General features: G+C 52.5%; 13 protein-coding genes. All 13 read left to right on the forward strand.

Annotation, left to right across the window (positions count from 1 at the left end):
* The coding region (locus HOLDEFILI_RS07700; RefSeq protein ID WP_006059002.1) for a hypothetical protein at positions 1-753 on the forward strand (753 nt) is incomplete at its 5' end.
* Positions 754-981: 228 nt separating this feature from the next.
* Entirely contained in the window at positions 982-1,947 is a 966-nt protein-coding gene (locus HOLDEFILI_RS07705) for a nucleoside hydrolase (RefSeq protein ID WP_050766943.1), read from the forward strand.
* Between the two features lie 154 nt (positions 1,948-2,101).
* Positions 2,102-3,247, forward strand: a complete 1,146-nt coding sequence (locus HOLDEFILI_RS07710; RefSeq protein WP_006059006.1) for an amidohydrolase — start codon at positions 2,102-2,104, stop codon at positions 3,245-3,247.
* Positions 3,248-3,250: 3 nt separating this feature from the next.
* Positions 3,251-4,396, forward strand: a complete 1,146-nt coding sequence (locus tag HOLDEFILI_RS07715) for an amidohydrolase (protein WP_006059007.1) — start codon at positions 3,251-3,253, stop codon at positions 4,394-4,396.
* Positions 4,397-4,570: 174 nt separating this feature from the next.
* Entirely contained in the window at positions 4,571-5,410 is an 840-nt protein-coding gene (locus HOLDEFILI_RS07720; protein WP_006059008.1) for an HAD family hydrolase, read from the forward strand.
* Positions 5,397-5,606 carry a hypothetical protein gene (locus HOLDEFILI_RS07725; protein WP_006059009.1) on the forward strand — a complete coding sequence of 70 codons (210 nt, stop codon included), beginning with the start codon at positions 5,397-5,399 and terminating at the stop codon, positions 5,604-5,606. The genes HOLDEFILI_RS07720 and HOLDEFILI_RS07725 overlap by 14 nt, the downstream gene beginning before the upstream one ends.
* A 123-nt stretch (positions 5,607-5,729) precedes the next feature.
* Positions 5,730-6,215, forward strand: coding sequence for a hypothetical protein (locus HOLDEFILI_RS07730; RefSeq protein WP_006059010.1), 486 nt, complete (start codon positions 5,730-5,732; stop codon positions 6,213-6,215).
* The gene (gene radC, locus HOLDEFILI_RS07735) at positions 6,197-6,883 is read left to right on the forward strand and encodes a RadC family protein (RefSeq protein ID WP_006059011.1); all 687 of its coding nucleotides are present in this window, start codon (positions 6,197-6,199) and stop codon (positions 6,881-6,883) included. Before HOLDEFILI_RS07730 ends, radC begins: the two co-directional genes overlap by 19 nt.
* 41 nt (positions 6,884-6,924) lie before the next feature.
* Positions 6,925-7,773 carry a rod shape-determining protein MreC gene (gene mreC / locus HOLDEFILI_RS07740; RefSeq protein ID WP_039864310.1) on the forward strand — a complete coding sequence of 283 codons (849 nt, stop codon included), beginning with the start codon at positions 6,925-6,927 and terminating at the stop codon, positions 7,771-7,773.
* Complete coding sequence (locus HOLDEFILI_RS07745) at positions 7,770-8,318, forward strand: hypothetical protein (RefSeq protein WP_006059013.1); 549 nt, start codon at positions 7,770-7,772, stop codon at positions 8,316-8,318. The genes mreC and HOLDEFILI_RS07745 overlap by 4 nt, the downstream gene beginning before the upstream one ends.
* The gene (locus tag HOLDEFILI_RS07750) at positions 8,300-8,878 is read left to right on the forward strand and encodes a hypothetical protein (RefSeq protein ID WP_039864311.1); all 579 of its coding nucleotides are present in this window, start codon (positions 8,300-8,302) and stop codon (positions 8,876-8,878) included. Before HOLDEFILI_RS07745 ends, HOLDEFILI_RS07750 begins: the two co-directional genes overlap by 19 nt.
* Positions 8,866-9,642, forward strand: coding sequence for a septum site-determining protein MinD (minD, locus tag HOLDEFILI_RS07755; RefSeq protein WP_072684233.1), 777 nt, complete (start codon positions 8,866-8,868; stop codon positions 9,640-9,642). Before HOLDEFILI_RS07750 ends, minD begins: the two co-directional genes overlap by 13 nt.
* A 234-nt stretch (positions 9,643-9,876) precedes the next feature.
* Entirely contained in the window at positions 9,877-12,612 is a 2,736-nt protein-coding gene (locus tag HOLDEFILI_RS07760; RefSeq protein ID WP_039864313.1) for a heavy metal translocating P-type ATPase, read from the forward strand.
* Positions 12,613-12,685 lie beyond the last annotated feature (73 nt).

The raw sequence follows: 12,685 nt of genomic DNA on the forward strand, positions 1-12,685 counted from the left end.
GCGAGGGTGACGAGTATACAGCAAATTGAATACAAAAGCAAAAATGAAATAGTTCTATATGGCCATGGAGGAAAAATGAAAAAAATATTAGTTTTTGTAGTGTTATTAGCTACTTTCTCTGGATGTATAAGTATTTCTAAATTCTCGCCTGTTGAATATGAAATCGAAGAATTGCCAACCCTCATTACAGAAGCCTATAACAAAGTCTATGGAATCAATGTAAACGTAGAAAATCTGATCGGCGCCTCTTATTTAAAAGAAAATGACAAATCGAAGATAAATTATTTATTCGAAATCAGTTTTGAAGATTCTTTTTATCACTTCTATAACACACATCAGTTAAGTCCGGAAAGGAATATTATTAAAAATGTAATAGAAGATAAAACTGAACTACTGGATTTACAGGAAAGAGTATCTCTTACAGAAAAGAATAAAGAATTTGTCCGTTCTCTTTTAAATTGCGACTTCAAATCTTTATTTTGGACAGGCGGAGAGTTTTTCAACGTCTCTATCGTTTTAGCTAAAAAAGATAGAAATTTAGATGATGCCTATTATGAGAAAATAGCTGCGACAATATTGAAGCAATTTGAAACAGATTATAAATCTAGATCAGTTGTATTTATTTTCGTTGACGACTTAAATTTAATTGAAAATAGTCTATACTTAGAATTCTATGGAATGAACAGAAATCAAGTTCATTATCTTGTCGATACAACGATTTCATATACTCGGTTAGAGTATGATATAGAATAGAAAAAGCCTTATTTTTTATAGGTTTGTACTCGGTTTCGGGTAGGCAGAATATCCATACAAAGAAGCAGACAGGATAAAGCATTTAATGAAGCTTTATCCTGCCGTACCTTTTTATATCCAAGCGCTTTTTTAAAGAACAAAGAAATGCCAGTTCTTTACATCGATCTGACCTTGCGGTGGTTCAGGAACAGGCATAAAATGGAAACAGAAAAACAAGGAGGATTCGTGATGAAAATAATCCTGGATTTAGATACTGGTATCGACGACGCGCTGGCGCTGAGCTATGCCCTGGGCGATCCTATGGCGGAAGTGATCGGCGTTACCTGCACCTACGGCAACGTGTTTCGGGAACAGGCGCTGGAGAATACGGAAACCTTGTTAAAAGCGCTGGGACGAACTGATATCCCGATCTACGCCGGGCCGGCGCATCCCCTGACGCAAACGGACTTCGCACCAACGGCAATGTGCCGCGTCGTGCATGGCGAACAGGGGTTCGGTCAGGCTCAGATTGAACCGGATCCGGATTTAGTTCAGCCGCAGCCGGCGGTAGAATTCATCCTGGAAGCTGCCCGCCGGCATGGATCAGAACTGACGCTTTTGACCGCCGGGCCTCTGACGACGCTGGCGGAGGTGCTGCGCCGGAATCCAAACTTCAAAAACGAGATCGGCCGGGTTGTCTGCATGGCTGGGGCGCTGACAGTGGCGGGAAATGAAACACCGTTTGCGGAAGCCAATGTCCGCGTCGATCCGGAAGCGGCGGCCGAGGTGTTTGCCAGCGGTCTGCCGTTAGTGCTGGTGGGCTTAGATGTGACATTAAAGACGCTATACGATCAAGCTCATATTGATCATCTGCGCGCCCTGAAGACCCCGGCGGCGGATTTGGTCGGCGGACTGATGCAGTTCTATCTTGATTATTACAAGACTGATCAGCGGCGTCTGGCCGGATGTCCGCTTCATGATCCGCTGGCGGCCGCGGCGGCGCTGCATCCGGATCTGATGGCAACGATGCCGGTTAACCTCAAGGTCGAACTGGAAGAGGCTGCCGGGCGGGGCCGGACCGTCGCTGATCTGACGCGGCTGAACGATCCGCAAAAGGATCACCAGATGGCGATCGACGCGGATGTTCCGCGCTTTCTGGAATTGTTTACCCACGCGCTGGAACGATCTTTGGGAAATCGTTCATCTGCAAGGTGAAAATGTTAGGGGAAACAAGATCGAAAGCAAGGGAATGTCATGCTTCTTTGAATTGAATGTAAATAAAATGAAAGTGATGAAATTCTATTTTTATTGCTTTCATTTTTTGTAAAATTTTGTATAATGAACCTATTGAAAGAAATGAGGGCGAACTATGATTTGTATTAAAAACGGATGGGTGCACGACGCGGTTCATGAGGAACCGTATATTGCGGACGTACTGGCGGACAAGGGCAAGATCACGGCGATCGGTAAGAATCTGATCGTGCCGCAGGACTGCGAGATCATCGACGCGACGGATAAAAACGTTTATCCAGGCTTTGTCGAGGCGCATTGCCACATCGGCCTGGACGGCTCCGGGATTGGTTTTGAGGGCGACGACTGCAATGAGATGACGGATATCCTGACGCCGCAGCTGCGCGCGATCGACGGCATCAATCCGATGGATCCGACGTTCCGTGAAGCGGCGCTGGCCGGCATCACAACCGTCTGCACCGGACCGGGCAGTGCGAATGTGCTGGGCGGTACGTTCACGGCGATCAAGACGGTCGGCAAGCGCGTCGATAAGATGATCGTGAAAAAGGAAGTCGCGATGAAATGCGCGTTTGGCGAGAACCCGAAGCGCTGTTATAAAGATAAGAATAACTATTCCCGGATGTCGACGGCATCCAAGCTGCGCGAAATGCTTTTGAAGGCCAGAGAATACGACCGGAAGGTGCTGGCCGCGGGCAGCGATGAAAGCAAGCTGCCGGCTTACGATATGAAGCTGGAAGCGCTGCGGCCGGTACTGCATGGCGAGCTGCCGCTGAAGGCGCACGCCCATCAGGCCAACGATATTTTCACAGCGCTGCGGATCGCGCAGGAATTCAACGTGAAGATCACGCTGGAGCATGTGACGGAAGGTCACCTGATCGTCGACGAGCTGAAGGATGAACCGGTGCCGATGGCGGTCGGGCCGTCTTTGACCCATGCGAGCAAATTTGAGCTGCGCAACAAAACGTTTGAAACCCCGGGTATTCTGGCGAACGCCGGCTGCCAGGTTTCGATCATTACCGATTCGCCGGTAATTCCGCAGCAGTATCTGCCGCTGTGTGCCGGACTGGCGATCAAATCCGGCATGAAGGAGTGGGATGCGTTGAAAGCGATCACGATCAACGCCGCCAAGCATATCGGCATTGAGGATCGCGTCGGTTCGCTGGAAATCGGCAAGGACGCAGACATCCTGGTCATGGAAGGCAGCTGCTTTGAGGTTTCGGCACAGCCGGAAATCGTCATCATCGACGGAAAGGTTGTGGCGTAAGGGATGCGGTTAGTTCAAAACGGGACGGTTACCACGATGGCCGGCGAAGGCCCGGTCATTGCGGATATCTTAATTGATAACGGAAAAATTGCGGCGATCGGGGAACACCTAACGGTTCCGGAAGGCTGCGAGATCATCGATGCGACAGGTCTGCAGGTGTACCCGGGCTTTATCGACTGTCATTGCCACATCGGTCTGTATGAAGACGGAATCGGCTTCGAGGGCAACGACACCAACGAATCGACGGATCCGATCACGCCTCAGCTTCGCGGAATTGACGCGATCAATCCGTTCGATCCTTCGTTTAAGGAAGCGGCCGCGGCCGGCGTCACGACAATCGGCACCGGGCCGGGCAGTGCGAATGTGGTCGGCGGTACGTTTGCGGCTGTGAAGACCGTTGGTACCTGCGTCGACGAGATGATCGTCAAGGAAGCTGTCGCGATGAAGTGCGCTTTCGGCGAAAATCCAAAGCGCTGCTACCAGGGGAAAAACAACAACACCCGGATGGCGACGGCGGCGAAGCTGCGCGAGCTGTTGTTTAAAGCGAACGAATATTCAATGAAGCTCAGCGAAGCCCGTCAGGATCCGAGCAAACGCCCGGCTTTCGACATGAAGCTGGACGCGATGCTGCCGGTCGTACGCAAACAGCTGCCGCTCAAAGCGCATGCTCACCGGGCTGATGATATCTGCACGGCGATCCGGATCGCGAAGGAATTTGATCTGAAGCTGACGCTGGAACACGTGACGGAAGGTCAGTTTATCCTGCCCCAGCTGCAGGCGGCCAACGTACCGCTGGCCGTTGGGCCGAATCTGCACGCCAACAGTAAGTTTGAAATCCGCAACATGACGTTTACGACGCCGGGCGTTTTAAGCAAAGCCGGGCTGCAGGTTTCGATCGTGACCGACGCTCCGATCGTGCCGTTAAAATATCTGGCGATGTCGGCGGGACTGGCAGTCAAATCCGGGATGGATCACACCGAAGCGTTGAAAGCGATCACGATCAATCCGGCGAAGCATCTGGGCATCGCTGACCGGGTGGGTTCGTTAGAGGTCGGCAAAGACGCGGATATCGTCATCACCGACGGCGATCCGCTGGCAATGTTCACGACGGTCCGCACGGTTCTGATCAATGGCGAGATCGTTGCCTAAAACAGAATCAAGAAATCCTGACTGCTTTGATTAAAGCTTCAGGATTTTTTACATTTGAGGGAAGTGCAGGGCTTCGCGCCGGCGGGGTTTTATGATATAGTGAAAAGGAGAGATACGATCGATTGATCCTGTCCAGGGGCAGCCGTGCAAAAACTGAAGTAAGGAGCGAAGTCAATGATCTTAATGTTAGCGTCTGATATCGACAACACGTTATTTTCGCATCAAACCTATGCAATTCCTGAGGTAAATCTGAAGGCGGCGGATACACTGCGCAGTCAGGGCGTCGAGCTGGTTCTTGCGACGGCCCGGATCTATGCCGGCGTGCGTAAACTGGAAGCGCAGCTGGGCATGCGCGAAAAAGGCGGAATGATCATCGCCTCCGCCGGGGCGGAGCTGATCGACTGCCGCCATGGTATCCGTACGGTGCTGCACAGCTTAACCCTCGATCAAATCAAAACGCTGAAGCAGTTTTCCGACGCGCATCCAGGCGTGACGCTGGCGGTGCAGCAGGAAGATCTGATGATCGCTGACGGCTACGACGCTTCATTAGACAGCGACCGCACCGTCGTCGGAATTGATTTTCTCGTCGTCGGTTCCGATTTCTTTTCCTACATGACAAAACCGGCATGTATGGCGGGACTGACCGGCGATCCGCAGCAGCTGGATGACATTGAATTTCAGGCCCGCGCCGTCTTGAAGGATGTGACCCTGACGCGCTCCGGTCCGGGCTTTCTCGACGTTACACCGCAAGGCGTGCACAAGGCGCTGGCGTTGAAGCAGCTGTGTGGTCGTCACGGTATTCCGCTGCAGGCGCTGGCGGCGATCGGCGATGGCAACAACGATCGGGAAATGTTAGCGGAAGCCGGCTTGTCATTTGCGCCGTCCAATGCCGTGGAGGTGGTTAAAAAACAGGTTGATCACGTATTGGGCAGCTGCGAGGAAGGCGCGTTTGCCCAGGCCGTGGCGATGATTTTAGAACGGAACGAAAAGGAGCGCGCGCATGGAACGATATAGTGCGATCAAACAACTGGCCGTGACCAGCGCGGAGCTGATCGAACAGGTTCAGTTTGACGATCACCAGGGCAAACCGGAGAAAATCGAACCGCTGCTAGCGCGGATTATCACGCTGGCCTTGGCGGCGTCCGCCGACCCGGAAGCCTTAAAAACAAGCTTGTTTCAGAAAGAAAACACGGAAAAAGGAGAAAAATAGGAAAAAATCTCCTTTTTTTCGTTTTTAAGGCAGGCAAAATCGAATTTTCAGCGAATATTGTAAGTGAGCGGTCTGACTGAACGGGTCATGTTTTTCATAGGCTGATACCAGAGGTGAAGCCAAATGAAAAAAAGTTCGATTGTAACCATGATGGCCGTCTTGTTGTCGCTGGGCTTCTGCGTTCTGTATTTCGGATTGTTTGCGCGGATCAGTGAAACAAGCTCGGCGCCCGAGGATTCGCTGGAGGTCACCGTTACGCCCGGCACGCAGCCGGAATCAGCGGCGCCGGTGATTTCCGACGATCAGGGATCATCGTCGCTGAGCTGGATTCAGGCCGGGGTGTTCGCGCAGGAAAGCTCCGTGCGCGAGCTGACAGCGTTTTTAGAACAGGATGGATTTACGCCCGTAACCTATACGCGCGGTGAATACAAGATCGTCGCCGTCGGCGTCAGTCTGGATCCGGAAGTCACCCGCCAGTGCCGCCAACGGATGATCGATCTGGATTACGAATGGATGGAACGCGCCTGTTCGCTGAACGAAACCCAACGCCAGCAGCTAAGCCAAGGTCAGACCGCATCGGTATTGGAGGGATGTACATCACAACCGTAAGAGAAATGCCCTGTGAGGAACGGCCGCGCGAAAAAGCGCTGCACCAGGGAATTGAGCACTGTTCCAACAAGGAAATCCTGGCGCTGATTTTACGCAGCGGCGTGCCGGGAGCGTCCAGTCTGATGATCGCCGACCAGCTGCTTCAGCGCAGTCAGGGCGTCCGCGGCCTGTCCCGGCTGACGCTCAAAGAGCTGATGCAGATCAAAGGCATCAGCCAGGTCCGCGGCCTGGAGATTTTAGCGTGTTTCGAGCTGGCACGGCGGATCAGCGAGGAACAAACCCGCGAGATTGACGTCGTGGCCAATCCGGACGCGCTGATGGCCTGGCTGGGACGGGAAATCGGCGGCAAGCAGCAGGAACACTTTTTAGCGATCTATCTCGACGCGAAAAACCACATTTTAGAACACCGGCTGTTGTTCAAAGGGACGCTGGATGCCAGCATCGTCCATCCCCGCGAGGTGTTTAAGGAAGCGCTGCTGGCCTCGGCCTGCCGCGTGTTGGTCGTGCATAACCACCCGTCCCAGGATCTGACCCCAAGTCTGGCCGACCGGATCATTACCCAGCGCTTAAAAGAAACCGGCGAGCTGATCGGAATCGAGCTATTGGATCATTTAATCGTCGGAACCACGCAGTATTTCAGCTTCCGCGCCCACGGATTATTAGATTGAAGTTCGGGGGCAATCACCGTATAATAGACGCAGGTGATAAAATGAAACTGAATCGTTTTCAAAAAATACTGCTTTGGCTGATCGGCATTTCGCTGTCCTTGTCGTTAATTTTAAACGTCGTCAGCGTGACGACCCCGTTCAGTGAAATCAGCCGGCAGGGGTATAACGTCTTTTCCATGCTTAAATATTCGTTGATTGATTATCCGGTCACGACGGTGACGGATTTCTTTACCTCGTTTTCACGGTTGTGGCAGGTTCGGCAGGAAAACGACCTGCTTCGCACTCAGGTCGATCAGATCGCTTCGCTGCAGGGGCAGCTGGCGGAAGCCGAGCGGCAGATTGAGGAGCTGAAACAGATCGCGGACTTGAAAACGATCGTTTCCGATTACGATCTGATTCCTTCAACTGTGCTTTCGCGCACCCAGGAGGCATGGAATAACCTGTTGACGATCGACGTCGGCAGCGCCGACGGGGTCGGGTTAAACTATGCCGTGATCACTCCGAAGGGATTGGTCGGCAAGGTGACGAAGGTCAACGAACACACTTCGACGGTGAAGCTGATCACTGCGGAAGACGGCCTGAATAAGGTTTCCGTAAAGATTGAGATTGACGAAGGGAAAACGGTCGATGCCATTTTGGTGAGATATGACAGCAACGAACAGGCTTTTGTGATGCAGCTGTTGACTTCCGGCGCGACCGTTACGGAAGAGATGCGCGTCGTGACCAGCGGTATGGGCGGCGTCTTTCCTTCCGGCTTGCTTGTCGGCACGGTCAGTAAGGTCGAGGAGCTGAGCAATGCGGTCGGCATGAATATTTACGTCCGGCCGTCCGCGGATTTTCAATCGTTTAACTATGTCTGTGTCGTTCGCCGCCAGGGGGCTTCGCAATGATTTATGAAGCTGCCTTCATCGGTCTTGGCTTAATTGCCGACATGATTCTCACCACGCTGTTTCCGTTTGATTTCGCACTGAATCATTCCGTTTTCATTCCCTGTACGGGCTTCTGTGCGCTGATGCTGACGGTGCGGCAGAAAAATCTTCTAGATTCGCTGTTCATGGCGTTTGCGGCGGGGATGGTATTTGATTTTCTCAACGCCGATCACTTCATGCTCAGCTCGCTGGTGTGCATGGCGTGCGCGTTTCTGATTCATATTTGGAGCAAGCATATCAGTTCTTCGTTATTAGAACTGATGATTCTCTTACTTTCGATCATTTTCGTCAAAGAGCTTCTGATATACTTCTATATGACCGCAAGCAATCTGTCGGCGATGTCGCTGATGACATGGCTGAGCAAGCGTCTGGTGACGACGCTCGTCGGCAACCTGGCGCCGATCCTGCTTGTGATCTGGATGAATGATCAGCGGCAGACCCTGCAGATCCGGCGGGAGTCAATCCGCAGAAAAGGGGAGAAGCTCAGATGGGAACAGTTAAAATAATCGGACAAAACTCCGGACTCACGATTCGCATGGACTGCCGCCAATGGCAGGATCAGGCCGTCGAGCTGGAGGCCAAGCTTCGGCTGCTGAAGACCCGCGACGGTCATCCGGCCGAAGTTTTTTTTGACAGCGATCCGGGTGCGGAACGGCTGAAACAGCTGTTTGAGATCCTGCAGGCAACCGGCTGCGTCTGCCGGGGGCTTTATATCCAGAAGAAACCGGAAGTCCCGGGCAATTTGACCGTGATCCGTGAACCGCTGCGGGCAGGCGAACTGATCCAGCTGGAAGGCGCGGCCGTACTGCTTCACGATGTGCGCCAGCCGATTCAGATCGAAATGCGCGGCAGCGGGCCGTTGATCGTCCTGGGCACAGTTGCCGGGCAGATCCGTCTGCTCGATCCCGCCTGCCAGCTGATCGCGATGGGACTGGATCATGCCCGCGTCAAGATTTCAGACAGCGACTGGCAGATTCTGACAAATTTCGCGAAAGTCTGTGTGTATTATGAGAATCAGAGATGCATAAGTCTGAGTTTGAAGGAGGAAGAAGTGTGGCAAGGGTAATCATGATCACCAGCGGCAAGGGCGGCGTCGGCAAAACGACGGTCTGCGCCAACCTCGGCATCGCGCTGGCGTCATTAGGCAAAAAAGTATGTATGATTGACATGGATCTGGGCTTGAAGAATCTGGACGTGATGATGGGCTTGGAAAACCGCGTGTTCTATGATTTGAAGGACGCGGTCGAAGGCCGCTGTCCTCTGAGCCGGGCGATGATCCAGGACAAGCGCTGTGAAAATCTTTTTCTCATGGCGGCCTGCCGGACGGTCAATATCGGCCGGTTAAAGCTGGAAGATTTGACGACGGTAATCGATCAGCTGCAGGATCAGTTCGATTTCATCCTGTTGGATTCGCCGGCTGGAATTGAGCGCGGTTTCCAATACGCGATGTGCTGCGCGGATGAAGCGTTAGTCGTCGTGCAGCTGGATATCGCGGCCCTGCAGGACAGCGACCGCGTGATCGGGATCTTGTTAAAGGAAGGCAAGACGACGATCCGGCTGGTGATGAACCGCGTCAATCCCCGTTACATTGAAAAAGGCATTTCGTTAAGCGTCAAGGAAGCGGCGGACTGGCTGGGGTTGGAAGTCATCGGGTTAGTTTATGAGGATGAAAACCTGATTGCCTGCAACAACCGCGGTGTGCCGATGGCGTTCAAGCGCAGCACGATCACTTCGCAATGCTACACCGTGATCGCTCAGCGGCTGTTGGGCGAGAAAGCGGCGCTGCCGAAATTCAAAGAGAAAAATATCATCCAGAAATTATTTGGTTGAGGACCGCCGCGGCGGTCTTTTTTTCGCATTAAAGATGAAATGAGCGAGGAAAGTGAAGGAAGCAAAAAAAGAAAGAAAAATATTTTTTTCTATTTACAACACAATAGGAGTAGTCTATAATGTGATCAGAAAACACATGAACACATGTTCATATGTAACAGAATCTCTGTTGCGTTTTCATCAGCCCTGTTCCTAAGGATGGAACATCCAACATTTTAGCTGGAGGAAAAATCTATGAAAACAGAAGTGTATGCGCTGCCGGAACTGGATTGCCCGAATTGTGCGATGAAGGTGGAGCGCCAGGTTGGCAAAATCAAAGGTTTGAGCGAAGTGACTGTCGATTTCGTTCACAAAAAGATGATTGTGGAATTTGAGGGCGAATCCAAGAAGGAACAGATCATCCAGGCGGTGAAGAAAGCCGAACCAGATATTCATGTTGTGGAAGTAACGGATAAAAAGGATGGCGCCATTCGCCAGCCGCAGACTGAAAATCATGAACATCACCATGAACATTGCGAGTGCGGAGAAGACCACGAACATCACCATCACGAAGAGGGAGAATGCGGCTGCGGTCACGATCATGGACATCACCATGAACATTGCGAGTGTGGTGAAGACCATGAACATCACCATCACGAGGATGAGGAATGCGATTGTGGTCACGATCATGGACATCACCATGAACATTGCGAGTGCGGTGAAGACCATGAACATCACCATCACGAGGATGAGGAATGCGGCTGCGGTCATGATCATGAACATTGTGGTTGTGAAGAAGGTCATGAACATCATCATGGCGAGGAATGCGGCTGCGGTCACAACCATGAAGCTATGTCAGAGGTCGATCATTCGGCGGTCAAGGGTGAACTAAAACTGCGCTTAGCCGGTCTGGACTGTGCAAACTGCGCGGCGAAGATCGAACGAGCGGTGAATGGCCTGCCGCAGGTTCGGGAAGCCTCGGTTACCTTTTCCACGGAAACGCTGCTTGTCGATGCCAAACCGTCTGTCGATCGGGCTGAGCTGATTGCAGCGATCACGGCTGTCGTTAAGAAACTGGAACCGGAAGTCGACGTTGTGGAAATGAAGACCGGCTCGAAAAAAACGGAACCCGAACCAGAAGCGGCTCAGCCGGGTTTCTTCCGGCAGAACGCCAAGCTGTTGGCCGGCATCGTTTTCTTTATTGCCGGGATTTTCTTACAGGAACAAAGCTATGCTTTCTTAATTTTCCTGGTCAGCTTTATCTTAATCGGCGGGGAAGTCGTTTACAGCGCGATCCGCAATGTCCTGCAGGGCGAATGGTTCGACGAAACCTTCCTGATGAGCGTGGCGACGATCGGCGCGTTTGCGATCGGCGATTATGTGGAAGGTGTCGCGGTTATGTTGTTTTATCAGATCGGTGAGCTGTTCCAGTCTTACGCTGTCAACCGTTCGCGCAAATCGATCGGTTCGCTGATGAATATCCGCGCCGATTATGCGACGGTGCTGCGCGAAGGAAAAGAACTGCGGGTTGATCCGGAAACCGTAGCGATCGGGGAAACCATTCTGATCAAACCGGGCGAGCGGGTGCCGTTGGACGGGATTCTGCTTGAAGGCACAACATCGCTGGATACCAGCGCGTTGACTGGCGAAAGTCTGCCGCGGGAAGTGCAGAAAGAAGATGAAATTCTGGCCGGCATGGTTAACCTGAGCGGCGTCGTGCAGGTGAAAGTCACCAAAGAATTCGGCGAATCCACGGTATCGCGGATTCTGGAACTGGTTGAGAACGCCAGTTCTAAAAAAGCGCCGATCGAGCGTTTCATCACCAAGTTTGCCCGGGTATATACGCCGACGGTCGTCGTGGCGGCGATCTTGGTCGCGATCATTCCGCCGTTTCTGCTTCAAATGGGTTCGTTTGATGTCTGGCTGTACCGGGCGCTGACGTTCCTGGTTGTCTCTTGTCCATGCGCGCTGGTCATCTCGATTCCGCTGGGTCTGTTTGCGGGTATCGGCGGCGCCAGCCGGCAGGGAATTCTGGTGAAGGGCGGCAATTTCTTAGAGATTTTGAAAGATGTTGACACCGTCGTCTTTGATAAGACTGGAACGCTGACTGAGGGCAAGTTCAGTGTGACCCGGATTCAGCCGGTTCATGCCGAAGCGGATGCGTTATTGGAATTAGCGGCTTATGGCGAGGCCTATTCCACCCATCCGATCGCCCGCTCCATTGTTGCAGCTTACAGCAAACCGATTGAGAATCAGAAAATCCGCAATTATCAGGAAATCTCAGGCCAAGGCGTTGAGGTGGAAGTCGACGGCCGGACGCTGGCGCTCGGCAACGTCAAGCTGATGCAGACGCACGGAATCGATTGTCCGCCGGTCGATGAAATCGGCACGATCATCCATGTTGCTCAGGAAGGCGAATATCTCGGCTGGCTGGTGATCAGCGACGGGATCAAAAAGACAAGCAAGGCTGCAATCCGCCAGCTGAAACAAGCGGGCATCCGCAATACCGTTATGCTGACAGGGGACAACCGTAATGTTGCCGAAGCCGTTGCCGGTCAGATTGGAATCGATACGGTCTATGCGCAGCTATTGCCGCAGGATAAGGTCGAACAGGTTGAAAAGCTTCTGGCGGCGCAGCCGGAAGGGAAGAAGCTGGCGTTTGTCGGCGACGGCATCAACGACGCGCCGGTGCTGGCACGGGCGGATCTGGGCGTCGCGATGGGCGGCGTGGGCAGCGATGCGGCGATCGAAGCGGCCGATATCGTGCTGATGAAGGACGATCCGGCAGCGCTGGCGACCGCGATTCAGATTTCCCGCAAGACGCATGCGATTCTGCGCCAGAACATCGTGTTCTCCCTGGCGATAAAAATCGGTGTCTTGATGCTGACGCTGTTTGGAAAAAGCAATATGGGAATGGGCGTGTTCGCCGACGTGGGCGTGACGCTGCTGGCGATTCTCAACTCGATGCGGGCGTTGAAAAGCGGAAAATAAGAGATTTAATTCACCGGTATTTGCAAAAAATACCGGTTTTTACATTGTCCATCAATTAACTTGTGAAATTGCG

It is taken from the genome of Holdemania filiformis DSM 12042, from assembly GCF_000157995.1.
In the GTDB taxonomy this organism is placed as follows: domain Bacteria; phylum Bacillota_I; class Bacilli_A; order Erysipelotrichales; family Erysipelotrichaceae; genus Holdemania; species Holdemania filiformis.